This is a genomic window from Arthrobacter pigmenti, from assembly GCF_011927905.1.
Lineage (GTDB): Bacteria > Actinomycetota > Actinomycetes > Actinomycetales > Micrococcaceae > Arthrobacter_D > Arthrobacter_D pigmenti.
Window position 1 is genome coordinate 313851 of the sequence record NZ_JAATJL010000001.1, and the last position, 24717, is coordinate 338567.

The window sequence follows — 24717 nt, forward strand, 5'->3', positions numbered from 1 at the left end:
CAGCCGCCCGTTAATCTCGAATCCATGAACGGTTTGTGGGAGCCGACGTCGCCCGGAGTGCTTCGCCTGCCTTCCGGCCGTCTGGTCCGGGGCCGTGCACTCAGCCAACCAAGCCCGCCCGGTCCGCACCCCGATTTCGCCGTCTACCTGCTTGACAGGGAACCGGACCCAATGATGTGGGAGAGCCGCTGGATCCAATGGCCCGACTTCCGGCTACCCGCAGATCGAACCAGAGCACGCCAGGTCCTCGAAGAAGCCTGGAATCGTGCTGCAGTCGAACGCGTGGAAATCGCGTGCCGAGGCGGTAAAGGAAGGACCGGAACCGCGCTCGCCTGTGTCGCAGTCCTGGACGGTGTCCCGGCCCGCGAGGCGGTCACATTCGTGCGGGAGAACTACAACACCCGCGTCGTCGAGACCCCTTGGCAGCGGAGATACGTAAGGCGTTTCAGGACCGGCTGACGCAAGCGGCACCCGTCGTCGTCGTGATGAGGCCCTTATAAAGGCAGCACCACCTAACGAACTGCGCTCGCCTGCCGATAGTGCCCTGCGTGACGGTCCAGGAACACCCCGCTATTGGCGTGCCCGCAGAACCGCGCCCGGAAACGGCGGGGACGGGCGTGAATACGCCGATGCCCGAGAGAGGGTCCGAAAAAGCGCTGGACAAGGCGCCCGAGAAGCCGATCCACGTTTACGACTTCCGCCGCCCCACCACCCTCGCCCGTGAACATTCCCGCGTCCTCGAGGTTGCCTTCGAGACGTTCGCCCGCCAGTGGGCCACGCAGCTTACCGCGAAGATTCGCCTCATCTGCCAGATCACCTCGGAGCAGGTGCTCATGCAGTCCTACAACGAGTACGCTGCCTCCCTGCCGCCAACCACGGCCATGGTGCTGTGCGCAACGGATCAGGTTGAGGCGAAAGCAGTCATTCAGTTTCCCGCCGCGGCGGCACTGCACTGGATCGACCACATGCTCGGCGGCCACGGAAGTGCCCTCCCAGGCGAGCGCAGATTCACCTCCATTGAGCACGCCCTCGTCCAGAAACTCATGGATGATGCACTTGAGGGTCTCCACTATTCGCTCGGCTCACTGCTGACCACAGAACTCGGCTTCCACTCCGTCCAGTACAACGCCCAGTTCGCGCAGGCGGCTGCCACCGCGGACCTCATGATCGTGGCGCAGTTCGAGATCCGGGTGGGGGACAGCGCCTGCCGGGCCAGCGTGGCCATTCCCGCGGACCTGCTCATCCCGCAACTCGGCGAAGCGAACCCGACGGCAACCACCGAGAACGCACGGGACCTCCTCGAAGCGCAGCTCGTCAACGTTCCGGTCGACGTTTCGCTGCAGCTCACGCCTGTCGGCGTACTGCCCAGCGACGTCCTCGACCTCGCCGTCGGCGACCTGCTCTCCCTGCCGCACCCACAGCACCGCCCACTCAACGTCGTCGTCAATGGCCAGCGGCTGGCGCACGCGGCCGTCGGATCCTCCGGATCCCGGCTCGCCTGCGTCGTCGTGAATACCGAGGAGAACGCCTGAATGACCACCGCACCCGCCTCTACCCGCCGCGAAGGCGCAGCCGCTGACGCCCTTGCCTCACTGCTTCCGACTCCGCGCCCGGTGCGCGCCGTACCCGCGCACGGGGCGCAGGTACCGGCGGCAGCCGCGGCGGCCGCCGTCGTCGTTTCCTTTGTGGGCGCGCACTCAGCCGAGATGGCGATTGCGCTCGCCGACTCGTCCTTCCTCGCCCACGCCGCCGGAACGGATTCGACGCTCATCTCAGCTGCGGATGTTCTCACGCCCGCGCTGGAGGCGGCAGCCGGAGCACTCGGTGACGGTGTCCTTGGCGACGCCGAGACCGGCGACGCAACCGCGCTGCTTTCCGCGCCGGACGCCCGCCTCTTCCAACTGAACGACGACGACGGCGCCACCCGAGCCTGGTTCGCCATTCGCGTCCGTGCACAGGACCACACCCGCCGCTCGGCCGCGAGTAACGCCGTGGGCAGGCTCAGCCGGATCAGCAACGTCGAAATGGCGATGACCGTGGAGATCGGCCGCACCCGCATGTCGGTCCGCGATGTGCTGGACCTTGAGCCGGGCGGCGTCATCGAACTTGACCGCTCGGCAGGCGCTCCCGCCGACGTACTGCTGAACGGGAGGCTGATCGCCCACGGCGAGGTGGTGGTGGTCGACCAGGATTACGCCGTCCGAATCACCCAGATCCTCGACGTCTCCGAGGGCCCGCTCTAAATGGACGCCGTGATCCTGGCGCTGAGGGTGCTGCTGTCCCTCGCCGTCGTCCTCGGTCTGCTCTGGTACATGCACCGCAGGATCTCCCGCTCGCAGCGCCGCGGGGGCAAGGTCAGCCCGGTCAACGTTGTGGCCAGGCACGGGATCAGCCCCAAGGCATCGGTGGTCATCGTCGAGGCGGAGGGGCAGCGATTCCTCCTCGGGGTGACCGAGCAGTCCGTGAACGTGCTGCACACCAGCGACGCTCCGGCCGCGCTGACTGCGGTCCCACATGCAGAGAACGACGACGCCGCCACCGCCTTCGCGAAGGTCCTCACCCTTGCGTCCCGCTCGAGCGCGCAACAAACCCCCGCTGAGTGTGTAGATGATGGCGGAATAGCGTCCGCTAAGGGCGATTATCTCAGCACTCAACGTGAGGGTGGGCGCAGCACTGGCCAGGGTGAGCGCGGGCGCCGAGCCGCGCGAGCCGCACGCAACCCGCAAGGGCCGTCGTCGAACTCGCCTCTCGCGGGCTCAATCCTCTCCCCGGAAACCTGGAAGCAGACAGCCAATGCCTTCCGGCAGGGGCTGGGGTGAGAGTCCCGGTACTCCGGGCAGTATCCGTGCGCCGCGCAGTCCTGCTACTCGCGGGCGTATTCCTGATTGTCCTGCTCCTCGCGGCCAACGGTGCACCGGCTCACGCCGGCGTCGTCGAACCGCTCCCGCCCGCGCCGCCGGTTGACCCGACCATCCCTGTTGAGCCGGGGGAGGACGGGCTGTCCATCGACATCAACGGGATCAACGGCGGTCCGAGCGCCGCTGTCCTTACCCTCATCGGCATCACACTGTTGTCCGTGGCGCCGGCGCTCCTGCTGATGATGACCTCGTTCACCAAGATCTTCGTGGTCCTGGCGATGACCCGTAACGCACTGTCCCTGCCGTCGATCCCGCCCAATCAGGTGCTCGCGGGCCTGGCCCTGTTCCTGTCGCTGTTCATCATGGCGCCGGTGCTGACCGAAATCAACGACATCGCGGTGCAGCCCTACGTCAACGGGGACACCACCTTCACGCAGGCGCTGGAGGACGGCTCCGGCCCACTCCAGACCTTCATGCTCGCGCACACACGCGAGGAGGACATCGCGCTCATGACCCGGGCGGCGGGAATTGACAATCCGGTGGACCCGGCCGCCACCCCCCTCACCACCCTCATTCCGGCGTTCATGATTTCCGAGCTCCGTGCCGCCTTCATCATCGGGTTCGTGATCTTCGTGCCGTTCCTCGTGATCGACCTCGTGGTGTCCGCCGCACTCATGTCGATGGGCATGATGATGCTCCCGCCGGTCATGATCTCGCTCCCGTTCAAGATCCTGCTCTTCGTCCTGGTGGACGGGTGGGGGCTGATCATTACCGCGCTCGTGGGGAGTTATCGCTGATGGATACCAACGCCGTCCTCGACATCGGTCTCCAGGGACTGTGGGCTGCCGCGAAACTCTCCGCGCCGGTGCTTATCACCGCACTCGTGGTGGGATTCGCGATCTCGCTGCTGCAGTCCATCACCCAGATCCAGGAAATCACCCTGTCCTTCGTGCCCAAGGCAGCTGCTGTCGCCGTCGCACTGTTGATCTGCGGACACTGGATGATCTCGGAGATGGTGTCGTTCACCCACGAGATGTTTGAGCGCATCCCAGGCCTCCTCGGCGGCGGTTGATGGAGATTCCCATCAACCAGGGGTGGATCGAGGCCGTCATGCTGGCGGGCGTGCGCATGGTCGCATTCCTCGTCATTGCGCCGCCCTTCTCCTACAAGGCCATCCCGGCGCGCGTGAAGGCGATGCTCGCCGTCGGGCTTGCGCTCGCCGTCTCGCCACAGGTGACTGACACCTATGTGTCCCCGGGGACGGGTGGCTTCATCCTTGCGCTGCTGCTGGAACTCGTCATCGGTGCCGCGCTGGGTTTCCTGGTGCTCGTGGTGTTCTCGGCCATCCAGTCCGCGGGAAGCCTTATTGACCTGTTCGGCGGGTTTTCGCTGGCGCAGGGCTTCGACCCGCAGTCCATGGTCAACGGCGCCCAGTTCGCCCGACTGTTCCAGATCACGGCGCTGGCACTGCTTTTCGCATCGGACGGGTACCAGCTCATCATCGCCGGGCTGTCGCGCACCTTCGCGGCGCTGCCCCTCGGTGGTGCCATCGACCTCGCGGACCCGGTCGAGGCGATGACCACCGGCGTGACCCAGATGTTTCTCGCAGCAGTCCAGATTGCCGGTCCGCTGATCCTGGTCCTCTTCCTCGCTGACATGGGGTTGGGGCTGCTGACCCGCGTTGCCCCTGCCCTGAATGCGTTTGCGCTCGGCTTCCCGCTGAAGATCCTGATCACGCTCGGGCTCGCGTCCATTGTCTTCGTCATGCTCCCCGGCATCGTTTCCTCCCTGGTCGATGACGCCGTCCGGCTTGTGATGGGGGTGGGGTAGGTGTCCGAAACCTCGGAAGAACGGACAGAAGACGCCACCCAGAAGCGGATGAAGGAGGTCCGGTCCAAGGGCGAACTCTCCAAGTCCGAGGATCTCACCGCGTGGGTCGGCATGGGTGCGGCGGCCGCCATGATCCCGTCCACCATCGAACGCGCGGCCGACGCCGGCACCTCCCAGGTCTTCGCATTCCGTTCCGTCATCGAAAGCCCTGACCCCGAAGCTGCGCTCGCCGCCCTCGGTGCCGGAATGAATTCCCTCCTTACCGTCCTTGGGCCTTTCCTCGGCGTGGTCCTCGTGACCGTCCTCGCAACGGCCGCACTGCAGGGCGGGATCCACTTCCGCAAGGCCACCGGCAAGTTCGAGCAGTTCAACCTCGTCAGCGGCATCAAGCGCACGTTCGGCATGCAGGCGCTCTGGCAGGGAGCCAAGGCCGTCCTCAAGACCGCGGTAGTCGCCGTCGTACTGGTGCTGGTGGTGCAGGGGCTGATGCCGCTGCTCATGTCGGCAGGCGGATTGTCGGTTGCCGCGCTCCTGACGGCAGCGAACGACGGCGGTGCGGCGCTGCTCCGCTCGGCGGTCGCCGCCGGGCTGGTACTCGCCGCGCTCGACATCCTCGTGGTCACGCGGCGCAACCGCAAGCGCACCCGGATGACCAAGAAGGAAGTCAAGGACGAAAACAAGAACACCGACGGCGATCCGCTGATCAAATCCCAGCGCCGCGCACGCCAGCTGGCGATGAGCCGCAACCGCATGATTGCCGCGGTGGGAGGCGCCGACGTCGTACTCGTGAACCCCACACACGTTGCCGTAGCGCTGAAGTATGAGCCGGGCAAAGCTGCCCCGCGCGTTGTCGCCAAGGGCGCTGAACTCATCGCGGCGAAAATCCGTGAACAGGCCGAGAAGCACGGCGTCCCCATGGTCCGCGACGTGCCGCTCGCCCGCGCCCTGCACAGTACCTGCGAAATCGGCGAGGAGATACCGGTGGAGCAGTACAACGCCGTCGCCCGCGTGCTCGCGTTCGTCATGTCACTCAAAGCCAAGGGAGCCGCACGCGGTCTCCACACGCTCGCCCAACCCGGAGGAACACCAGCATGAACCGATCCCTGATGAAGCTCGGCGTGCCCATCGGTGTGGTGGGCATCCTGATGCTGCTCGTTGTGCCGGTGCCGGTGTTCCTGCTGGACCTGCTCATAATTGTTAACATCCTGCTGGCGCTGGTGATCCTGCTGACCACGATGTTCGTGAAACGCCCGCTGGACTTCTCGGTGTTCCCGTCGCTGCTGCTGGTCGCGACCCTGTTCCGGCTGGGTCTGAACGTCGCCTCTACGCGTCTTATCCTCGGGGACGGCCACGCCGGTCAGGTGATCGAGGCGTTCGGCCACGTCACCGTAGGCGGGTCTCTGGTCATCGGCGCGGTGATCTTCCTGATCCTGGTGGTCATCCAGTTTGTTGTTGTCACGAAAGGCGCCGAGCGTGTGGCCGAGGTCGGCGCACGCTTCACCCTTGACGCGATGCCCGGCAAGCAGATGGCCATCGACGCTGACCTCAACGCCGGCCTCATCACCGACACCCAGGCAAGGGAACGCCGCGCAGAGGTCTCCGCCGAAGCCGACTTCTACGGCGCAATGGACGGCGCCTCGAAGTTCGTCAAGGGCGATGCCATTGCGGGCATCATCATTATCATCATCAACATCGTGGGCGGCATCTCGATGGGCATGCTGCAGCGCGGGATGTCCATCGGCGAAGCGCTCAGCACCTACGGTCTGCTGACCATCGGCGACGGTCTGGTCACGCAGATCCCAGCGCTGCTGATGGCCGTCTCGACCGGCATGATCGTGACTCGCTCCAATGCCGCCTCCGACATGGGTTCCACCGCTTCCTCCCAGTTGGGCCAGTCACGGGTGGCGCTTCGGATTGCCGGCGGCGCGGCGATTGTCATGGGTTTCATCCCAGGGATGCCGATCCTGGCCTTCCTGGCTGTCGGCGGTGTGCTGCTGGTCCTCGCCCAGCGGATCAAAGCCAACGACGACGACGGCGCCGCCGCCTCCGCGGGCGAAGTCGAGACCGCGCCCTCGACCGACAGCACCGAGGATCTGCTTGAGCAGATGCGCGTGCATGCTCTCGAGATCATGCTCGCGCCGGACCTGGTCGATGTGGTCTCAGGGGCATCCGATGACCTGCTCGGGAGGGTGCGCGCGCTGCGCCGGAAGATCGCCGTCGAACTCGGTGTTGTGGTTCCGCCGGTCCGCACGCGCGACAATCTGGAGCTGCCGCCGTCCACCTACGTGATCCGGATCGCCGGCGTTGAGGCCGGGCGGGGCCAGGCACCGCGCGGGAAGGTTCTGGCGCTGGGGGACAACCTGGCCTCGCTGCCGGGGACAGCGACGGTGGAGCCGGTGTTCGGCCTTGCCGGGAAGTGGGTACCCGCCGAGCTCAGGCACAACGCGGAAATGTCCGGGGCCACGGTGATTGACCGGGTGTCCGTCCTGGTCACGCACCTCTCGGCCGTCATCACGGGGAATGCGGCGCGGCTGCTGACCCGCGAGGATGTGCGGGTGCTCACCGACGGCGTGCGCGCGGTGAATCCCTCGGCTGTGGAGGAACTCACGCCTGGGCTGCTCTCCCTTGCCGAGGTGCAGCGGGTACTGCAGGGGCTGCTGGCCGAGCAGATTCCCATCAACGACCTCGCCCGGATCTACGAGGCGCTCACCCTGCGGGCGAAGTCGTCCACCGATCCGGAGGGGCTCGTCGAGGCTGCCCGGCAGGCACTCGGCCCGGCGCTGACGGCCCAGTACCTGGACGGCGGACTGCTCCGGGTGATCATGATCGATCCGCTGCTTGAACAGTCCATGCTCGAGGGGCTGCGGCCATCCGAACAGGGGACGCAGATCCTGCTTGATGCAAACCGCACCGAGCGGATCCTCGCGTCGGTGAAGGACGCCGTGTCCCGGGCTGAATCGACGGGCCAGAACGCCGTCCTCGTTTGCGCACCCGCGCTGCGGCCGGCCATCCGGCGGCTTGTGGCGGGTCAGTCCAGTGGCCTGCCGGTGCTGTCCTACTCCGAAGTGACCAGCGCCAACGTGACCATCGAGACCGTGGGGGTGGTACGTGTCGCCGAGACTATTGCGTCTTGAGGGCGCAACGCTTGAGGAACTGCGCGAGCAGGTGCGGGCTCAGCATGGGCCAGGCGCGCAGATTGTCGGCGCCGAGCTGGTGACCGTCGGCGGCATCCGTGGGTACTTCGCACGGCGGCACTACGAGGTGACTGTCGAGCTGCCTGACCCTGAACCTTCACCTCAACGGCGGCGCGGGCGGCGGGCGGCGAGCGTGCCTGCGGACTCAGGTGTGTCCGGCGCTTCGGGGATCGACGCGCTCCTGCAACATGCCGAATCAGTCGAGGCACAGCTGCACCCGTCCGTGTCGACCGGAGGCGACCTTTTCGCCGCCCTCATGGACGACCTCACGTTCAACACCACACCGCCGCCCGCCCTGGTATCTGCCGAGCGGGTGCCGCCGCTGCCCGCGCGCCCGGGGGATCTCGCCGTCGTCGTCGGCCTTGGCTCTGATCCGCTGACCGTTGCACGCCAGATGGCTTCCTTCCTGGATCTGCCGGCACAGGCGGTCCAGGCCCACGACGACGACGGCGTGGCCTCCCACGCGCGGCTCGCCGCCACGGAGTTGCGGGCAACCGGTGTGCGAGGCGAATTCCCGGTGTTCCTCGTCCTGCAGCGTCCGCCGTCGGGCTTCGACGGGCCGGTGCTCGCCCGGCTAGAGGCGGACCAGGTATGGCTCGCCGTCGACGCCGGACGGAAGCCCGCCGATACCGCAACGTGGGCGTCCGAGGTGCGTACCGCCGTCGATGTTCATGGGCTGGCGGTTCTCGGGTCCGCACGTACAGCGACGCCCGCGACCGTGAACCAGCTTGGGCTGCCGGTCGGCTGGGTGGATGGGGCGCGGGCAGCGTCCCCGGTCCTCTAGCTGATGGTCCCCCCCCACCCCCCCCCCCCCGCGCATGGCAGCCGCCAGCGCCGCGATAGAGTGAACGGGTGCTGGTGCTTACACGCAAGGTTGGGGAGCAGATCCTGATCGGTGACGACATTGTCATCACCGTGCTCGATTCCCGGGGAGAGGGAATCCGGATCGGCATCGACGCGCCCCGCGGCGTCCCTATCCAGCGCGAGGAAGTGCTTCGGGCTGTGTCGGAGGCCAACGTTGCTGCCGCGAAAGCCGACGACGACGCCGAGGCTCGCCTCCGCGCGCAGTTGGGCCTTCCGAAGAGTTAGTCCTTCGCGGAGCCCGGCTCGTTCATCTTCCGGTTCATTTCAGCGCCGGCGGCGTCAGGTGTCACGTTGCCGCTCAATCCCATGCCGCGCGACTTCAGAGAACCCCCGAGCACATTTCCGTCACCGCTCATCATTCCTTTGAACCCCTGTTCGGCTACGAGCGCGGGATCGTCCTTCTCGCCGGCACCCACCTTGGTTTCTTCCAGACCCGCCCGTTCGAAGAACTCGGTGTCCGTCGGCCCGGGAAGGAGGGTGGTCACGGTGACGCCGGTGTCCTTGAGTTCGTTGCGCAGGGCCTGCCCGAACGATTGGACGAATGCCTTCGACGCACCGTAAACGGCCTGGAACGGCGCCGGCATTCGGGACACCACGGATGATGTGAACAGGATCCTGCCCTCGCCGCGAGCCACCATGTCCGAGGCAATCCGCTTGGCGAGTGCAACGGTGGAGACCACATTGAGGTCAATGAGGCGGAGTTCGTCATCAAGACTGTTCTCCAGGAAAGGGCCGCCGACGCCCACGCCTGCATTCAATACGGCAGCATCCAGCGGACGGTCCAGCGTGGCGACCGCCGCGTACAGCCTGTCGACGCCGTCCCGCTGTGCGAGATCGATCTCTTCGGGGTGAACGGAGCCGCCAAGCCCTTCGAGCCTTTGCGCGGCAGAGGTAAGCTCCGCATCTTCCGCGGTGATGACGACGTCGAAGCCGTTGGACAGGAACTGTTTCGCCAACTCATAACCGATTCCGCTTGAAGCGCCGGTCACGAGTGCAAGGGGTCGATTGGTTTCCATGGTGAGGTCCTCTCGAGAAGAATGGTAAGTATGCTTTCCATTCTTGCGTGAGATGGAGGTCAGCGAAACCCCTGCCGCTGTGACCGCAGTGGGTTCCGGGCACAAAAAGAGCCTCCTGCCAGAGTCGAACTGGCGACCTTCTCATTACGAGTGAGACGCTCTACCGACTGAGCTAAGGAGGCTAGTTTCGCGGGTAGATATACCCGTTCAACAAGGCACAACTGTATAAGAGCCTGAGCTCACCGGTCAAAATCAGCAGCGGACGCCGTCCTCGGGCAGGGTGCCCTCGATGAGGTAGCCGTCCACGATGTTCTCGATGCACTGACCGGAGCGACCATAGGCAGTGTGGCCCTGGCCTTCCCAGGTCACATGGACAGCGGATTCGAGCTGATCGGCTAGGGCGAGAGACCAGTCATAGGGGGTCGCCGGATCGCCGGTGGTCCCGATGACGATCATCGGCGCCGCACCCGGAGCGCTGGCAGGGGAGGGCTCGAGCACCGGCTCGTAGGCCCATTCCTCGCAGGCCAGCGCACCGTAGCTCAGGTACTCACCGAACACTGACGACGCCGCCTCCAGCGCTTCCGCTTCCTCGGCCAGCACCTCTGGCTCTGCAGGCATGGGGTAATCGAGGCAGTTCACCGCCGTGAAGGCGGCACCGGCGTTGGTGAGGTAATCGCCGTCGGGCTCCCGCTCAGCACTGAGGTCGGCGAAGCGGAGCATCTCGGTCGGATCGCCCTGCAGTGCCAGATCGAGCGCAACAGTCAACGCCGTCCAGCTGGCGCTGTCGTACAGGGGCAGTACAAAGCCCTGGAAGAAGGTGCCCACGGTGACAAGCCGTCCGTCGGCCGCCGTCATGGGACTTTGCTCAAGGGATTCGAACAGTTCGTCGATCACAGCGACGCCTTCCTCCACGTCACCGGGAAGAGGGCAATCGTTCTTCGTCTGGCAGTCCGCTACATAGTTCCGCAGCGCCTCATGGAAAGCTTCGACCTGACCGAACGTGATCTCCGAGGCGCTAAGTGAAGGATCCACCGCGCCGTCGAGCACAAAGCGTCCCACCTTCTCCGGATACAGCTCAGCGTAGGCGGCACCGAGCTGGGTGCCGTAGGAAAAACCAAGGTAGTTGAGCTGCTCATCGCCCACGAGCGCCCGCAGGATGTCCATGTCCTTCGCGGCACTCACCGTATCGACGTAGCCCAGCAGTTCTCCGGTGCGCTCCGCACAGAGATCCGCGTACTCCGCGGATTCGGCCTCAAGGACGGCCAGCGCTTCCGTGTCGGTGATGTCCGACGGCATGGTCTCAGCCCGGGCCTCGTCACGTTCTTCGTCCGTCAGGCACTCCACGGCAGAAGACCGGTTCACGCCGCGTGGATCGAACCCGATCACGTCGTAGGACTGCCGCAACCGGTCGCTGAGCACAAGCTCCGCCGAGTCCCGCACGAAGTTGAAGCCAGATCCGCCCGGCCCGCCGGGATTCACCAGCAGCGATCCCTGCGCATCACCCGAGGCGTCCATCCGGATCGCTGCAACTTCGATCGACTCCCGCTCCGGATCGCTGTAGTCGAGCGGCACCTCGACCGTGGCACAGGCAAACTCACCCTCACACTCCTCCCAGGCGACCTCCTGCTCGTAGAACTCCCGCAGCTCGTCCGGAACGTCCCCGATGGCTTCCTGCGGCGCGGTGGTCTGCCCCGTCTCCGGTCCCGCCGTGCAGCCGGAAAGCACCAGGCCAACGACGACGGCGGCAGCGCCAGCCAGCGCACGCCACGTGGAGCGGCGCTTGGGTTGGGAGTATGTCACGCGGAGAGTTCCTTTTCGGGCAGCAGGCTCACGGTCATCGCTTCGATGGCGAGCAAGGGGGCGATATTGGTTCCAACGATCCGGGTGCGCACTTTGTTGATGGCTTCGATCCGCGTCAGAGTCTGTTCGGGCGTGCCGTGCTCGGCGTAGCGTTCCAGCTCAGGGCGGAGCGGTTCGTTCACGAGGTGGCCGCCGGTGCCGAGCTGCAGCATCAGGACGTCCCGGTAGAAGGAGGTGAGGTCGGTAAGGGCGCGGTCGAAGTAGTCGTTCTTGGAGCGCTTGGCCCGCCGGGATTGATCGTCTTCCAGTCGTTTGACCTGTGAGCGGATTGCAGGTGGCATGGCACCTGACTCCGGCGCGCCGAGGGACACCAGCAGCGCCGCCTTCTCCTCGGCGTCGCGCTGTTCGAATGAGCTTTGCGCCTCGGCCTCCGCTAGCTTCACCAGCTCCGCCGCAGCCTTCATGGCACCGGCAATGTTTCGCAGGTTCAGCGGCAACCGGACAATCTGGTTGCGCCGTTCCCGCGCAGCCTCATCAGTGGCAAGCCGTTTGGCCACCCCGATGTGGCTCTGCGCAGCGCGCGCAGCGACTTCCGCGATCATGGGATCGATCCCGTCCCGCTGGACGAGCAGTTTCGTCACGGCATCCACCGGGGGGACCCGCAGGCTCACCGAGCGGCAGCGCGAGCGGATCGTCACGAGCACATCGCCCGGACTCGGTGCGCAGAGCAGCCAGATGGTGCGCGGGGGAGGCTCTTCGATCGCTTTGAGGAGCACGTTGGTGCTGCGTTCCTGCATGCGGTCGGCGTCTTCAACGATGATGACCCGCCACCGGCCGGTTGCTGGTTTGTCCTGCGCCTTGCGAACCAGTTCGCGGGCTTCATCGATGCTGATGGTGACCTTCTCGGTGGTCACGTTGGTGATGTCCGCGTGGGAGCCGGCCAACGCCGTCGTGCATGATTTGCACTCACCGCATCCCCGCTCATCGAGGGAAGGTTGGTCACACAAAAGTGCCGCGGCGAACGCGCGTGCGGCGTTGGAACGTCCTGATCCGGGCGGTCCGGTGAAGAGCCACGCGTGGCTGGGCCGCTCGGATGCGGCAGCGCGGCGCAACTGCTCGACTGCAGCGGACTGCCCGGTGAGGAAGGTCCACACGCTCATGCCAGCTGCTCCCGCACTGCGTCGACGATGGTGGCGGCGAGCGCGTCCAGCGGCTCGGAGGCATTCAATACGAGGTAACGGTCAGGATCCGACGCCACCCGGGCGCGGAACGCCGCACGGATCTGTTCATGGAACGCATCGGGCTCGGATTCCAGCCGGTCTTCAGCCGAGAGGGAGGAAGTACGCCGCCCCCGTCCCTCCGATGTGTCCACGTCGAGCAGCACGGTGAGGTCCGGTCGAAGACCCTCGACCGCCCACAGGTTGACCTCCAGCACCCTATCCACGCCGAGCCCACGCCCCACGCCTTGGTAGGCCACGGACGAATCAATATAGCGGTCACAAACGACGACGTTGCCCCGCTCCAGTGCGGGCATGATCACCTGGTGCACATGGGCGGCACGGGCGGCGGCGAAGATCAGCGCTTCGGTTCGTGGATCGATGTGTCCCTGCCCGTGATCGAGCACGAGGGAGCGCAGCTTCTCGCCGATTTCGGTGCCGCCAGGCTCACGCGTGCGCAACACTGTGTGGCCCTCGGCGGCGAGCACCTCTGCCAGCCGCGCCGCCTGCGTGGACTTGCCGGCGCTGTCTCCGCCCTCGAACGCAATGAACAAGCCACGGCTATGGCGGGTGGTCTGATTGGTCACCGCTTCAGCCTACCGACTTGCGCTGACAGTCCGGCGCCAGCGGACCCCGCCTGTGGACCATCTGCATCCAGCGGCCACTAATAACCACTTCACCCCCGAAACTTGGTCATATGTGGCCCCTCGATGCAGGAACACCCAGTTACGAGCCTTAACCTGATCCAATGACCGATCACGCGCACCTTGCCCCGGACACACTCACAGTGGCCGCAGGCCGCCCGCCGCGCGAACACGATTCCCCGGTGAACCCGCCGATCGTCCTCTCTTCCACCTTCCACGAAACCGTCCCACCCACGGGAGCCGACCGCATCTACGCGCGGATGTCGAACCCCACCTGGGATCCGTTCGAGGAAGCCCTTGCCGAACTTGAGGGCGCAACCCTCCCGGCCCTCGTTTTCGCATCAGGCCTTGGGGCTGCCGCGGCTGCGTTGTCACTCGTTCCAACCGGCGGCACGGTCGTCATCCCGCGGCACGCGTACGGTGGGTCGATTTCCCTCGCGCTCGCAGAAGAAGGGCGTGGCCGCCTCACCGTCAGGCAAGTGGATATCGCCGAAACAGATCAGGTCATCAAACAGCTCGACGGGGCCAGCATGTTGTGGCTCGAAAGCCCCACCAACCCGATGCTCGAGGTCGCCGAAACACACAAGCTCACGGAGGCCGCCCATCAAAAGGGCGCCGTCGTCGTCGTCGACAACACCTTCAACACACCCCTGGTGTGCCGGCCGCTCGACTACGGTGCCGACGTCGTACTCCACTCGGTGACCAAGTATCTGGCGGGCCATTCCGACGTCGTTCTCGGCGCGCTGGTCACATCGAGCGAAGAGCTGCGCACCAAACTGCAGACCTACCGCACGCTGCACGGAGCCATTTCCGGCCCGTTCGAAGTGTGGCTTGCCCTGCGCGGGCTGCGCACCCTCGCGCTGAGGATGGAGCGCAGTCAGGCCAACGCTCTGGAACTCGCGCAGCGACTGGCCAGCCACCCGGCGGTTCAACGCGTGCGTTATCCCGGGTTGCCCCAGGATCCCGGTCATGAACGAGCTACCGAACAGTTGAACGGTTACGGCGGGGTCGTAAGCATCGAACTCGAAAGCAGGGAAGCCGCCGATGCCCTCGTCGAAGGCGTCCGCCTCTGGCTCCCGGCCACTTCATTGGGCGGCGTCGAATCACTGGCGGAACGACGACGGCGCCAGCCCGGCGAGCCGCTGACGGTTCCCGAAGCGCTGGTGCGGCTTTCGGTCGGCATCGAGAATGTCGAGGATCTATGGGCGGATCTTGCCCAGGCGCTCTCCTCGACCGCTTCCACCCGTTAGGCTTGAACCGTGGACATTGTGTTGCAATCCGAGTTCTGGCTCTTCCGGGGGCTTGCCTTCCTCGCGCTCGGAATTGAACTTTGGGCGCTGGCTGACTGTGCAAAGCGCAAGGCCACGTCCTTTGAAGCGACCCTCAAGCGCACCAAGGGTTTCTGGCTCGGTATGACCGGTGGCTCCGCGGCTGTCGGTGCGTTCACCGCATGGTTCGGTGCCTTCGGGCTCTTCGGGATACTGCAACTCGTGGCCGTGATCGCAGCCTGTGTCTACCTCGCGGATGTGAAGCCGGCCGTGAGCGAAGTCCAAAGCGGCGGCTACGGATCCTGGTGACCTAACGCAGGTTTCACCGCGTCCCACGCCACGGTCACTTCACCGAGCCGCCAGCGCGAGGGTCCGTCGAGAATCGGCCAGTCTGCAGCACGCAGCGCCGAGCACATGCTCATCCAGCGTTGACGCATCCCGAAGGATGACAGAGGAGCTGCATCGAGCCACGCCCGGTTCAGCGCCTGAAGGTAATCAAAGACCCGTTCGCCGGGAGCGTTTCGGTGGATCAGCGCCTTCGGCAGCCGTTCCGCAACGTCGGACGGCACCGCGAATGCACCAAACCGTAGTGAAATGGTGAGCGAGACCGGCCCCGCAGCATCAACGGCTACCCATGTCGAACGGCGCCCGATCTCATCGCACGTTCCGTCCACAAACAAGCCGTCCGGAGCGAGGCGCGCCCGCACGCGCTCCCAGTGGGCAAGGTACTGATCCTCCCCATACTGCCGAAGGACGTTGAAAGCACGGACGATAACGGGGCGCCGCCCGGCAACCGGTATTTCGAACCCGCCCTGAACAAACCGTAAGCCTGGACGCTCGAGGGGGAGGGCAGCCCGGACACGTTCCGGATCGATCTCCACACCGAGGACCTCAACGTCGTCACGAATCAGCCGTAACCGATTGTGAAGTTCGACGGCGGTCACCGGGGAGGCGCCGTAACCGAGATCCACCACCAGCGGGTCTGACGCGGAGCGAAGCCGCCATGCCTGTGGCCCGGCCAGCCACCGGTCCATGCGCCTTAGCCGGTTGGGGTTGGTGGTGCCCCGGGTGATCGCCCCAACAGGCTTGGCGGGCTTCCTCTCAGGCACCGTACAAGGCTACGGCACCGGTAACAGAGTGCCTCCGCGGGTGTTTCACGTCGCGCAATACGGCAGACTGGGACCATGACTTCTTACAAACTGATTCTGCTGCGCCATGGCCAGAGCGAGTGGAATGAAAAGAACCTTTTCACGGGCTGGGTGGACGTGGCGTTGACGGAACTGGGCCGCAAGGAAGCCGTACGTGGCGGAGAACTGCTGGTCGAGCATGATGTCCTTCCCGACATCGTCTATACCTCCCGGCAGAAGCGGGCCATCATCACCGCGAACCTGGCACTCGAAGCGGCGGATCGAAGCTGGATTGACGTCAAGCGCGACTGGCGTCTGAACGAGCGTCACTACGGCGCGCTTCAGGGCAAGGACAAGGCGCAGACCCTCGCCGAGTTCGGCGAGGAGCAGTTCATGGAGTGGCGCCGCTCCTACGACACCCCGCCGCCCCCGCTGGAGGATTCCAGCGAGTTTTCACAGGTGGGCGATCCCCGTTACGCAGACCTTGGCGACGACGTTCCGCGCACCGAATGCCTCAAGGACGTCCTGGAACGCTTCCTCCCGTACTGGGAGTCGGACATCACTGTGGACATCAAGTCGGGCAAGACCGTCCTGATTGCCGCACACGGTAACTCACTGCGCGCCCTCGTCAAGCACCTGGACGGGATCAGCGACGGTGACATCGCGTCGCTCAACATTCCGACCGGCATTCCCCTGGTGTATGAACTGGACGAAGACCTCAAGCCCGTCAAGGCCGGTGGCACCTACCTCGACGCGGACGCCGCTGCAGCCGCCATCGAAGCGGTCGCCAACCAGGGCAAGGCCAAGCACTGACAAGCACTGGCTCTATCGGATTAACCAGTACGACGACGGCCCGCCTCCGAAAGGGGCGGGCCGTCGTCGTACTGAAGGTGCTAGTTGAGCGGCGCGCTCGGCTGCCACTCACCGGTTACGAGGTAGGTCACCTTGCGGGCAACGGATACGCCGTGGTCCGCGAAGCGCTCGAAGTAGCGGCTGGCGAGGGTGACATCCACCGTGGTGGGAGAGGAGGCGTCCCAATCGGCCGCCGCGATGGCCTTGAAAACACCGGCGTGCAGCTCATTGATGCGGGCGTTGTGGGCATACACCTCGTTGCTCAGCTCAAGGTTGCGGGTCTCGAGGAGCTCGGTGACCTTGGCGGTGATCGCGATGTCGAGTTCCGCCATCTCGGCGAAAGTGGGCCGGATGCTCTCAGGAATCACGTTGTCCGGGAAGCGCAGCCGGGCCAGTTGGGCGATGTGGCGGGCGAGGTCTCCCATGCGCTCCAGCGAAGCGCTCATCCGAAGCGCTCCAACGATCATGCGCAAATCACTCGCAACCGGACCCTGCAGGGCAAGAACGTCAATGGCGCGCTCATCCAGGTCATTCTGTAGGAAGTCAATGCGGGCGTCCGCGGCAATGACTTCCTGTGCCAACTCGGTGTCCGCTGACTCGAACGCGCTCGTGGCCTTCTGCATGGCCTCGGATACCAGCTGGGAGATCTCGATGAGTTCTTCGCCGATTTGGTGAAGCTCCGCCTGAAAAACCTTACGCACGTGGGCGTCCTTTCCCTTGAGGTGCTGAACGGGCGCAGATGCGCAGTCCTGTTCAGCACGTTTTCAGTTGCCCGCTACAAGTTACGCACCTTTAGGTGAACGTTAGTTGAACGACCGGTCCAATGCCACCGGATCAGCATGGCTCCGCCCAACCACGCCCTAAGCTAGTTTTGTGGATCCCGTTTTGCTGAGCCTCATTGCCGGACTTGTCGGCCTCGCCATCGGCGTTGCCGGGATGCTGGCCCATCGGCTCAGTGAAGCGCAGCGGCGAGCCCGCATGGACTCGGATGAGCCGGTATTGCCGAAAGGCGCCGCCGATGTCCTGTCCGTTGTCGGGCGCGCCTACCTCATTGTCGACGCGATCGACGGCGTAGTCCGTGCAAGTCCGGCCGCATACGCCTTCGGCCTGGTTCGGGGCCATACGGTTGTTCACCGCGAGCTCCTCGAACTGACGTCCCGTGTCCGCCGCGACGGCGTTATCGAGGAACGGCAGCTCGAACTGCCGCGAGGGCCGCTCGGCCAGGGCACCATCGTTGTGCAGGCACGGGTTGCGGCCCTGGGTGAGGAATACATCCTGATCCTGGCCGATGACCGCACGGAGATCACCCGAACCGAAGAGATCCGCAACGACTTCGTGGCGAACGTTTCCCACGAACTGAAAACTCCCGTCGGCGCCATCTCGCTGCTGGCGGAAGCGCTCGACGACGCCGCCTCCGATGAGGTGGCCGTACGCCGCTTCGCCCAGCGCATGCATAAGGAGTCCGGCCGGCTTTCAGCGCTGGTCCAGGACATTATTGAGTTGTCGAGACTCCAGGGCACTGACGTGGTGCGCCGAGGCAAGCCGGTGGACATCAACACCGTGATTACAGAGGCAGTGGACCGCAACAAGCTCCCGGCGGAGAGCAAGCAAATCGACATCGTCGTCGGCGGCAAAATCGACGCACCCGTGTACGGCGACCCCGATCTCCTGATGACTGCCTTCCGCAACCTCATCGACAACGCCATCCGTTACTCCCCGGAGAAAACGCGGGTAGGCGTCGGCCTGCGCTCTCGCGACGGCCTGGCCCAGGTGTCGGTCACCGATCAGGGGCTCGGCATCACTCCGGAGGAACAGGAGCGCATTTTCGAACGCTTCTACCGCATCGACGCAGCCCGCTCCCGGCAGACCGGCGGCACGGGCCTCGGCCTCAGCATCGTCAAGCATGTGGTTTCGAACCATGGCGGAGAGGTGACGGTTTGGTCCCAGACCGGGCAGGGGAGCACGTTCACGGTCCGCCTGCCGGAGATGGAGACAACTGACGACGACGTCGCCGCCGAGCCAGGCGGCGATGTCGCCGAAGGCGCCGGCAGGAAGCACGAAAGTGTGAAGAGTGCGAAGGGCATTGAACCCCAGAACCAAGGAGTGAAAGCGTGAGCCGCATCCTGATCGTTGAGGACGAGGACTCCTTCAGCGACCCCCTGTCTTACCTGCTGGGCAAGGAGGGCTTCGACGCCGTCGTCGTCGACAACGGTCTGGACGCGCTGACCGAGTTCGATCGCGCCGGAGCGGACCTGGTCCTGCTGGACCTCCAGCTGCCCGGGCTCTCCGGCACTGAGGTGTGCAGGCAACTGCGCCAGCGCTCCAGTGTCCCGGTGATCATGCTGACCGCCAAGGACTCGGAGATCGACAAGGTTGTGGGACTCGAGCTGGGTGCGGACGATTACGTGACCAAGCCGTATTCCTCACGGGAACTGGTGGCAAGGGTACGCGCGGTGCTGCGCAGGCAGGCCGAACCCGAAGAACTGGTTCCCAGCACCGTTGCAGCCGGTCCGGTACGCATGGACGTCGAGCGCCATGTGGTCAGTGTGAATGGCGAGCATGTGTCACTGCCGCTCAAGGAGTTCGAGCTGCTGGAAATGCTGCTGCGCAACTCCGGCCGGGTGCTGACCCGCGGCCAATTGATTGATCGGGTGTGGGGTTCGGACTACGTCGGCGACACCAAGACACTGGACGTCCACGTCAAGCGGCTGCGCGGCAAGATCGAACCGGACCCGTCGACGCCGCGGTACCTCGTGACAGTGCGCGGACTGGGCTACAAATACGAGCCGTGAGGTCTAGAAGAAAACAATAGGCGTCGGTCATCGTGACCGGCGCCTATTTTCGTCCTGCCTCTAGTGCTCTTCTTCCTCGGCTACTTCTTCAGACGGCGAAGGCTCAGGAGTAAATCCGCCCGGAACGTATTCGCGGTATTCCTCCAGCGTTCCGTCCAACACCGGTACCCGGAAGGTCTCGCTTTCTGAGTTCACCGTGAACTCAAGGTCAACCAGGGCGCCCGGGATCTCACTGATTCCCTGAAGCGTGCCGTCGTCGTCGACTTCGTCCTCGAAGACGTACTTTCCCTCAGCCGGGATGGTGATCTGCGAATTCTCGTTCTCGCCGTCAATGGTGACCTGGACGGTGGAATCCGATTCGTTGAACAGGGTGCCCAGAAGTGTTCCCGGCTCGCCCTCCTCGGAGGTGATGATCAGGACGTTGCGCAGCAGGACCGGGCCCACGCGCTCCACGATTCCATCCGAAGCGGAGTACTGGATGGTGGTCGCCTGCAGGCTGGTGGCGGAACAGCCGGTGGCTCCAAGGAGAGCCAGCACAGCGGACCCGGCTACTGCCAGCTGTACTCGTTTCTTCGGGGCACTCTTCACGGCACTAACTCCTGAGGGTATGGTCACGCTGACCGATGGACTTTCGCTACTGGACAGCCTATCGGCATCGGGCGAAGTTTACGGACTCGGTACTCCCCGCCGGGTGACCTGCAAGCATCTAATGTGCCCTGAGTCAAGAGCGGAATCATAGCTAATTGATCGCCGTTCGCCCCGCTGACCTGCGAAAACGCGTAATGGGCGTGTCGTTTTCGTGATAAACTGATCTGCGGGAAAGGGGATTATCCACATGGTTTTTGAGGTCGGCGAAACAGTTGTTTACCCTCACCACGGCGCAGCGAAGATTGAAGAGATCAAGATGCGCACTATTAAGGGCGAAGAGAAGATGTATCTCAAGCTCAAGGTGGCGCAGGGTGATCTGACCATTGAAGTTCCAGCAGAGAACGTTGACCTCGTAGGGGTACGCGACGTAGTGGGCAAGGAAGGCCTGGAGCACGTATTTGACGTACTTCGAGCCGAGTTCACTGAAGAGCCCACTAACTGGTCGCGCCGCTACAAGGCCAACCTTGAGAAGCTCGCTTCGGGCGATGTCATCAAGGTTGCCGAAGTGGTTCGGGACCTGTGGCGCAGGGATCACGATCGCGGCCTGTCAGCCGGTGAGAAGCGGATGCTCGCCAAGGCCCGCCAGATTCTGATCTCGGAGCTTGCTCTGGCAGAGAAGACGGACGAAGAAAAGGCAGCCACCGTACTCGACGAGGTACTGGCTTCCTAGCCACAAAGATCAGGGACTGCGAAGGCGGTCCCTCTTCTTTTGTCGGCTCGTTTGTCTGCTTGGATTGTCGGCGCAGCGCCGACGGCCCCGAGCAGTCAACGGTCTGCGCAACCTCTGCCGCGCCTCGCGTAGGGTAAAGCTGTGTCTGCAGATCCTTCCCACGTCGGAGTTGTGCTCGTCGCTGCCGGAGCCGGTCAGCGGCTCGGCCGGGGAATGCCCAAGGCCCTGGTGCGTTGCGCGGGGCGAACCCTTCTTGAGCACGCGCTCGAGGGCGTTCTTGCCTCCGGCGTCTCGCACCATGTCTGCGTAGTGGTCCCTTCAGGAGATACAGAGCTGCGCGCGATCATCGATAGCCTGCCGCACGGTACAGCTACGGTCACGGCGGTCGACGGCGGGGCAAGCCGCCCTGAATCCGTCCGGGCGGGCCTCGCCGGACTGACCGAAAGCATTCAGATCATCCTTGTTCATGACGCCGCGCGTGCCCTCACCCCGCCGCAGGTCTTCCGCTCGGTCGTGAACGCCGTCGCCGGGGGCGCCGCCGCCGTCGTGCCTGGAATTCCGGTACCCGACACCATCAAAGTGGTGGACGAAGGCATCGTGACGGCGACTCCCAACCGTGCGTCGCTGAGAGCCATCCAGACTCCCCAGGGGTTCGACGCCGCAACCCTTCGGAATGCGCATGCCCACGCCGGGGTGGCGGAGAACGTCACGGACGACGCCATGCTGGTCGAGTCCCTCGGCATACCGGTGCTCGTCACGGACGGCGACCCACTTGCGTTCAAAGTCACCAGACCGCACGATCTGATGCTCGCCGAAGCACTCGTGCGGCAGGCAGAGGAGGTCAATCGGTGAAACCGGCGATGCAGATTCCACGCACCGGCATCGGTTTCGATGTCCATGCCTTCGCTTCCGAGGATAAGCCGCGTCCGTTGTGGCTGGCCGGGCTCGAGTGGCCGGGTGAGCGAGGCCTGGCCGGCCACTCCGACGGCGACGCCGTAGCCCACGCCGCCGCCGACGCCCTCTTCTCGGCGTCCGGCACCGGCGATCTCGGCACCAATTTTGGCATTGACCGCCCCGAATATGCCAGAGCCTCCGGAGTTACCCTCCTAATAGAAGCCGCCCGCATCGTGCGTGAAGCCGGTTTCGAGATCGGCAACGTCGCCGTGCAGCTGGTCGGAAACCGGCCGCGGTTCACCCCGCGCCGGGAGGAGGCGGAGACCATCCTGTCCGGGGCCGTGGGGGCGCCCGTGACCGTATCCGCAACCACGAGTGACGGCCTGGGTTTCACCGGCCGGGGCGAGGGTATCGCGGCGATCGCGACCGCCGTCGTCGTCTGCGTTTGACGGGATATCCCACCGGGCGGACGGGAGAGTCACCCGCCACCGCTCATTCGGTAGGCTAGATCGGTGAGCCTGAGATTCTATGACACCGCAACCGCAGAAGTCCGCGAGTTCACGCCGCTCGTCGAGGGCGAGGCACGGGTTTACTACTGTGGTGCGACGGTGCAGGGAATGCCGCACGTGGGCCACGTCCGCTCGGCGATCGCCTTTGACCAGCTGACCCGCTGGCTCGCCATCCGCGGCTACAAGGTGACGGTCATCCGGAACGTTACGGATATCGACGACAAGATCCTTGCGAAGTCGAAGGCCTCCTTCGAGGCGCCGGACCCGGACGGCGTGCCCAACGAGCAGTGGTGGGCGCTGGCGTACCGCTATGAGCAGGAGTTCCTCAAGGCGTACGACACCCTCGGCGTACAGCGTCCCACGTACGAACCTCGTGCCACCGGGCACATTCCCGAGATGCACCAGCTCATCCAGCAGCTCATCGACCGTGGCCACGCCTACCCAGCAACCGATGACTCCGGGGATGTCTACTTCGACGTCCGCTCCTGGCCCGCGTACGGGAGCCTGACGCGGCAGAGTATCGACGACATGCAGGCAGCGCCGGACGTCGAAGCTCAGTTCAGCAGCCGTAAGCGCGATCCCCGCGACTTCGCGCTGTGGAAGGGATGGAAAGAGGGTGAACCGCGGTCGGCGGCGTGGCCGAGTCCCTGGGGGGACGGGCGCCCCGGCTGGCACTTGGAGTGCTCGGCCATGGTCACGAAGTACCTTGGCGCCGAGTTCGATATCCACGGCGGCGGCCTTGACCTGAGGTTTCCGCACCACGAGAACGAGATGGCGCAGTCGCGGGCTGCCGGCCACCCGTTCGCCCGATTCTGGATGCACAACGGCATGGTCACGTACGAGGGCGAGAAGATGTCGAAGTCTATCGGCAACACCATCAGCCCGGCCGAGATGCTGCAGCTCGCGAGCCCGCGCGTAGTCCGATATTACCTCGGACAGGCGCAGTACCGCTCCATGCTCGACTACCGGCCCACTTCACTGCAGGAGGCCGCAGCGGCGGTTGAGCGAATCGACGGGTTCCTGGACAAGGCTGCCGCCGTGGAAGCGGACTGGAACAACCTGCCGGCAGCGTTCGTCGAGGCGATGGATGATGACCTCAACGTTCCCCGTGCCCTCGCCGCCCTGCACGAGGCAGTGCGCGCAGGCAACTCCGCGCTGGCGGCGAAGGACGACGACGGCGCAGCCCGGGCGGCAGCGGCGGCGCGGGCCATGACCAGCGCGTTGGGGCTCGACGACGCCGGCGCGGATACCTCATCAGGGACCGGTCCCGAACACGCGGCTCTCGATGCTCTGATACGGAGCCGATTGCAGGAGCGAACCGAAGCACGTGCCGCGAAGGACTGGGCGCGCGCGGACGCAATCCGCGACGGGCTGGCGGGGGCCGGCGTCGTCATCGAGGACTCGGCGGACGGGGCGCGCTGGAGCCTTGCACGCGACTGAGTCCGTCGTCGAAAGCTGCCTGAAAGGGCGCAAGGCCAATCCGCGTAAACTGGGAGCAAGCAAGTCCTCTAACTGAAGGTGTATTCCCCATGGCCAACCACGGACGTCCGGGTGCTGTTCGCAAGCTCAAGAAGGGCCCCACAACCGGCACTGGCGGTCACGGGAAGAGGGCGTTGGAGGGCAAGGGGCCCACGCCGAAGGCTGAGGACCGCACCTACCATAAGGCGCACAAGAACAGGCAGCTATCAGAGCGTTCAGCTGCGAAGCGCCTGGGAACCAAGGGCAACGGGCCGCGAGGCAGCAAAGGAAAGCCGGGCGAGGAGTATGTGACCGGCCGCAACGCGGTCGTTGAAGCCCTTCGCGCCGGCATCCCCGCGAAAGCCCTGCACGTTGCAATCCGGATTGACGTGGACGACCGCGTGCGTGAATCGCTCAAGCTGGCCACCGAACGCGGAATCCCGCTGATGGAGACCGGCAAGCCGGAGCTGGACCGTATGGCGGACGGCTCGGTCCACCAGGGGCTGATGCTCCAAATTCCGCCGTACGAGTACGCCGACGGCCTCGACCTCGCACGCGAGACGCTCGACAAGTGGAAGAAGGGTCACGTCAGCCAGGCGCCACTGTTCGTAGCGCTCGATGGCATCACCGATCCCCGCAACCTCGGCGCGATCATCCGTTCCGTCTCGGCGTTCACCGGTCACGGCGTCATTGTGCCTGAGCGCCGTTCCGTCGGCGTGACGGCGACCGCCTGGAAGACCAGCGCTGGAGCCGCGGTACGCGTTCCCGTGGCCCGCGTCGGCAACCTGAACAGCACCCTGAAATCCTTCAAGGACCAGGGGATTTTCGTTCTCGGGCTCGACGGCGACGGCGACACCTCCCTTCCTGAGCTGACTCTCGGCACGGAGCCTGTCTGCCTCGTGGTGGGCTCCGAGGGAAAGGGCCTTTCCCGGCTGGTAAGGGAGAACTGCGACCAGATCGTTTCCATTCCGATTGACTCCGCCATGGAGTCGCTGAACGCATCAATGGCGGTAGGCATCAGCCTGTACGAAATTTCCCGGCAGCGCGCAGCCGGCAGCCGTTAGCCGAGGCCCCGA

28 protein-coding genes and 1 tRNA gene are annotated in these 24717 nt (G+C 65.0%); 21 read left to right on the forward strand and 8 right to left on the reverse strand.

Annotated elements, in window-relative coordinates; genetic code table 11:
* Window positions 1-24 precede the first annotated feature (24 nt).
* The 11 genes from BJ994_RS01560 to csrA all read left to right on the forward strand — a co-directional run bounded on the left by BJ994_RS01560 (window position 25) and on the right by csrA (window position 8971).
* Window positions 25-459, forward strand: a complete 435-nt coding sequence (locus tag BJ994_RS01560) for a protein-tyrosine phosphatase family protein (RefSeq protein ID WP_167990729.1) — start codon at window positions 25-27, stop codon at window positions 457-459.
* 89 nt (window positions 460-548) lie between these two features.
* Complete coding sequence (locus tag BJ994_RS01565) at window positions 549-1532, forward strand: flagellar motor switch protein FliM (protein ID WP_342450217.1); 984 nt, start codon at window positions 549-551, stop codon at window positions 1530-1532.
* Window positions 1533-2243, forward strand: coding sequence for a flagellar motor switch protein FliN (gene fliN / locus BJ994_RS01570; protein ID WP_167990731.1), 711 nt, complete (start codon window positions 1533-1535; stop codon window positions 2241-2243).
* A complete protein-coding gene (fliO, locus tag BJ994_RS01575; RefSeq protein ID WP_167990733.1) occupies window positions 2244-2819 on the forward strand; it encodes a flagellar biosynthetic protein FliO in 576 nt (191 codons plus the stop codon). It abuts the gene before it with no gap.
* Entirely contained in the window at window positions 2816-3655 is an 840-nt protein-coding gene (gene fliP / locus BJ994_RS01580) for a flagellar type III secretion system pore protein FliP (protein WP_167990736.1), read from the forward strand. Before fliO ends, fliP begins: the two co-directional genes overlap by 4 nt.
* Window positions 3655-3930 carry a flagellar biosynthesis protein FliQ gene (gene fliQ, locus BJ994_RS01585; RefSeq protein ID WP_167990739.1) on the forward strand — a complete coding sequence of 92 codons (276 nt, stop codon included), beginning with the start codon at window positions 3655-3657 and terminating at the stop codon, window positions 3928-3930. Before fliP ends, fliQ begins: the two co-directional genes overlap by 1 nt.
* Window positions 3930-4688 (forward strand): flagellar biosynthetic protein FliR, encoded by a 759-nt coding sequence (locus BJ994_RS01590; protein ID WP_167990741.1) that lies wholly within the window; start codon window positions 3930-3932, stop codon window positions 4686-4688. Before fliQ ends, BJ994_RS01590 begins: the two co-directional genes overlap by 1 nt.
* Before the next feature lie 48 nt (window positions 4689-4736).
* Window positions 4737-5783, forward strand: a complete 1047-nt coding sequence (locus BJ994_RS01595) for an EscU/YscU/HrcU family type III secretion system export apparatus switch protein (RefSeq protein ID WP_209067182.1) — start codon at window positions 4737-4739, stop codon at window positions 5781-5783.
* Window positions 5780-7822, forward strand: a complete 2043-nt coding sequence (locus BJ994_RS01600) for a flagellar biosynthesis protein FlhA (RefSeq protein ID WP_167990745.1) — start codon at window positions 5780-5782, stop codon at window positions 7820-7822. Before BJ994_RS01595 ends, BJ994_RS01600 begins: the two co-directional genes overlap by 4 nt.
* Window positions 7797-8666, forward strand: coding sequence for a hypothetical protein (locus BJ994_RS01605; RefSeq protein ID WP_167990748.1), 870 nt, complete (start codon window positions 7797-7799; stop codon window positions 8664-8666). Before BJ994_RS01600 ends, BJ994_RS01605 begins: the two co-directional genes overlap by 26 nt.
* A gap of 68 nt (window positions 8667-8734) precedes the next feature.
* Window positions 8735-8971, forward strand: a complete 237-nt coding sequence (gene csrA, locus BJ994_RS01610) for a carbon storage regulator CsrA (protein ID WP_167990750.1) — start codon at window positions 8735-8737, stop codon at window positions 8969-8971.
* On the opposite strand, the gene BJ994_RS01615 is transcribed toward csrA, so the two are convergent.
* The 5 genes from BJ994_RS01615 to tmk form a co-directional block, all read right to left on the reverse strand.
* On the reverse strand, window positions 8968-9762 hold the full coding sequence (locus BJ994_RS01615) for an SDR family NAD(P)-dependent oxidoreductase (protein WP_167990752.1): 795 nt from the start codon (window positions 9760-9762) through the stop codon (window positions 8968-8970). The genes csrA and BJ994_RS01615 overlap by 4 nt on opposite strands.
* Before the next feature lie 109 nt (window positions 9763-9871).
* Window positions 9872-9944, reverse strand: a tRNA-Thr gene (locus BJ994_RS01620).
* Between the two features lie 70 nt (window positions 9945-10014).
* Window positions 10015-11562 (reverse strand): alpha/beta fold hydrolase, encoded by a 1548-nt coding sequence (locus tag BJ994_RS01625; protein ID WP_167990755.1) that lies wholly within the window; start codon window positions 11560-11562, stop codon window positions 10015-10017.
* Window positions 11559-12722: a DNA polymerase III subunit delta' gene (locus BJ994_RS01630; RefSeq protein ID WP_167990757.1), complete on the reverse strand. Its 1164-nt coding sequence runs from the start codon at window positions 12720-12722 to the stop codon at window positions 11559-11561. Before BJ994_RS01630 ends, BJ994_RS01625 begins: the two co-directional genes overlap by 4 nt.
* Window positions 12719-13366, reverse strand: a complete 648-nt coding sequence (gene tmk / locus BJ994_RS01635) for a dTMP kinase (protein WP_167990759.1) — start codon at window positions 13364-13366, stop codon at window positions 12719-12721. The genes BJ994_RS01630 and tmk overlap by 4 nt, the downstream gene beginning before the upstream one ends.
* Before the next feature lie 161 nt (window positions 13367-13527).
* On the opposite strand from tmk, the gene BJ994_RS01640 reads away from it, so the two are divergent.
* Both BJ994_RS01640 and BJ994_RS01645 read left to right on the forward strand, forming a co-directional pair.
* A complete protein-coding gene (locus BJ994_RS01640) occupies window positions 13528-14673 on the forward strand; it encodes a trans-sulfuration enzyme family protein (RefSeq protein WP_167990761.1) in 1146 nt (381 codons plus the stop codon).
* A gap of 9 nt (window positions 14674-14682) precedes the next feature.
* The gene (locus tag BJ994_RS01645; RefSeq protein ID WP_167990763.1) at window positions 14683-15000 is read left to right on the forward strand and encodes a DUF2516 family protein; all 318 of its coding nucleotides are present in this window, start codon (window positions 14683-14685) and stop codon (window positions 14998-15000) included.
* Here the strand turns inward: BJ994_RS01645 and BJ994_RS01650 are convergent.
* Entirely contained in the window at window positions 14985-15725 is a 741-nt protein-coding gene (locus tag BJ994_RS01650) for a class I SAM-dependent methyltransferase (RefSeq protein ID WP_209067201.1), read from the reverse strand. The two genes, BJ994_RS01645 and BJ994_RS01650, sit on opposite strands and share 16 nt — an antisense overlap.
* A gap of 150 nt (window positions 15726-15875) precedes the next feature.
* Here BJ994_RS01650 and BJ994_RS01655 point away from each other — a divergent pair, with 150 nt between their 5' ends.
* The gene (locus tag BJ994_RS01655) at window positions 15876-16631 is read left to right on the forward strand and encodes a phosphoglyceromutase (RefSeq protein WP_167990776.1); all 756 of its coding nucleotides are present in this window, start codon (window positions 15876-15878) and stop codon (window positions 16629-16631) included.
* Window positions 16632-16711: 80 nt separating this feature from the next.
* Here BJ994_RS01655 and phoU read toward each other — a convergent pair whose 3' ends face one another.
* Entirely contained in the window at window positions 16712-17371 is a 660-nt protein-coding gene (gene phoU / locus BJ994_RS01660) for a phosphate signaling complex protein PhoU (RefSeq protein ID WP_167990779.1), read from the reverse strand.
* Window positions 17372-17543: 172 nt separating this feature from the next.
* On the opposite strand from phoU, the gene BJ994_RS01665 reads away from it, so the two are divergent.
* Window positions 17544-18785: a sensor histidine kinase gene (locus tag BJ994_RS01665; RefSeq protein WP_342450218.1), complete on the forward strand. Its 1242-nt coding sequence runs from the start codon at window positions 17544-17546 to the stop codon at window positions 18783-18785.
* Entirely contained in the window at window positions 18782-19462 is a 681-nt protein-coding gene (locus BJ994_RS01670; protein WP_167990781.1) for a winged helix-turn-helix domain-containing protein, read from the forward strand. The genes BJ994_RS01665 and BJ994_RS01670 overlap by 4 nt, the downstream gene beginning before the upstream one ends.
* A 60-nt stretch (window positions 19463-19522) precedes the next feature.
* On the opposite strand, the gene BJ994_RS01675 is transcribed toward BJ994_RS01670, so the two are convergent.
* Entirely contained in the window at window positions 19523-20050 is a 528-nt protein-coding gene (locus BJ994_RS01675) for a hypothetical protein (RefSeq protein ID WP_167990783.1), read from the reverse strand.
* 247 nt (window positions 20051-20297) lie between these two features.
* Between BJ994_RS01675 and BJ994_RS01680 the strand changes: the two genes are divergently transcribed.
* From BJ994_RS01680 to rlmB, 5 genes are all read left to right on the forward strand, one after another.
* Window positions 20298-20780 carry a CarD family transcriptional regulator gene (locus tag BJ994_RS01680; RefSeq protein ID WP_167990786.1) on the forward strand — a complete coding sequence of 161 codons (483 nt, stop codon included), beginning with the start codon at window positions 20298-20300 and terminating at the stop codon, window positions 20778-20780.
* Window positions 20781-20921: 141 nt separating this feature from the next.
* Window positions 20922-21632 (forward strand): 2-C-methyl-D-erythritol 4-phosphate cytidylyltransferase, encoded by a 711-nt coding sequence (gene ispD, locus BJ994_RS01685; RefSeq protein ID WP_167990789.1) that lies wholly within the window; start codon window positions 20922-20924, stop codon window positions 21630-21632.
* 8 nt (window positions 21633-21640) lie between these two features.
* The gene (gene ispF / locus BJ994_RS01690) at window positions 21641-22123 is read left to right on the forward strand and encodes a 2-C-methyl-D-erythritol 2,4-cyclodiphosphate synthase (RefSeq protein ID WP_167990791.1); all 483 of its coding nucleotides are present in this window, start codon (window positions 21641-21643) and stop codon (window positions 22121-22123) included.
* A gap of 63 nt (window positions 22124-22186) precedes the next feature.
* Complete coding sequence (gene cysS / locus BJ994_RS01695) at window positions 22187-23623, forward strand: cysteine--tRNA ligase (RefSeq protein ID WP_167990794.1); 1437 nt, start codon at window positions 22187-22189, stop codon at window positions 23621-23623.
* A gap of 89 nt (window positions 23624-23712) precedes the next feature.
* Window positions 23713-24705, forward strand: a complete 993-nt coding sequence (rlmB, locus tag BJ994_RS01700; protein WP_167990795.1) for a 23S rRNA (guanosine(2251)-2'-O)-methyltransferase RlmB — start codon at window positions 23713-23715, stop codon at window positions 24703-24705.
* Window positions 24706-24717 lie beyond the last annotated feature (12 nt).

Coding starts and splice junctions, on each gene's coding strand:
- BJ994_RS01560 (WP_167990729.1), top strand. CDS start 25: ATGAACGGTTTGTGGGAGCCGACGTCGCCCGGAGTGCTTCGCCTGCCT.
- fliN (WP_167990731.1), top strand. CDS start 1,533: ATGACCACCGCACCCGCCTCTACCCGCCGCGAAGGCGCAGCCGCTGAC.
- fliO (WP_167990733.1), top strand. CDS start 2,244: ATGGACGCCGTGATCCTGGCGCTGAGGGTGCTGCTGTCCCTCGCCGTC.
- fliQ (WP_167990739.1), top strand. CDS start 3,655: ATGGATACCAACGCCGTCCTCGACATCGGTCTCCAGGGACTGTGGGCT.
- BJ994_RS01590 (WP_167990741.1), top strand. CDS start 3,930: ATGGAGATTCCCATCAACCAGGGGTGGATCGAGGCCGTCATGCTGGCG.
- BJ994_RS01595 (WP_209067182.1), top strand. CDS start 4,737: ATGAAGGAGGTCCGGTCCAAGGGCGAACTCTCCAAGTCCGAGGATCTC.
- BJ994_RS01600 (WP_167990745.1), top strand. CDS start 5,780: ATGAACCGATCCCTGATGAAGCTCGGCGTGCCCATCGGTGTGGTGGGC.
- BJ994_RS01615 (WP_167990752.1), bottom strand. CDS start 9,762: ATGGAAACCAATCGACCCCTTGCACTCGTGACCGGCGCTTCAAGCGGA.
- BJ994_RS01630 (WP_167990757.1), bottom strand. CDS start 12,722: ATGAGCGTGTGGACCTTCCTCACCGGGCAGTCCGCTGCAGTCGAGCAG.
- BJ994_RS01640 (WP_167990761.1), top strand. CDS start 13,528: ATGACCGATCACGCGCACCTTGCCCCGGACACACTCACAGTGGCCGCA.
- BJ994_RS01650 (WP_209067201.1), bottom strand. CDS start 15,725: ATGGACCGGTGGCTGGCCGGGCCACAGGCATGGCGGCTTCGCTCCGCG.
- BJ994_RS01655 (WP_167990776.1), top strand. CDS start 15,876: ATGACTTCTTACAAACTGATTCTGCTGCGCCATGGCCAGAGCGAGTGG.
- BJ994_RS01680 (WP_167990786.1), top strand. CDS start 20,298: ATGGTTTTTGAGGTCGGCGAAACAGTTGTTTACCCTCACCACGGCGCA.
- ispF (WP_167990791.1), top strand. CDS start 21,641: ATGCAGATTCCACGCACCGGCATCGGTTTCGATGTCCATGCCTTCGCT.
- rlmB (WP_167990795.1), top strand. CDS start 23,713: ATGGCCAACCACGGACGTCCGGGTGCTGTTCGCAAGCTCAAGAAGGGC.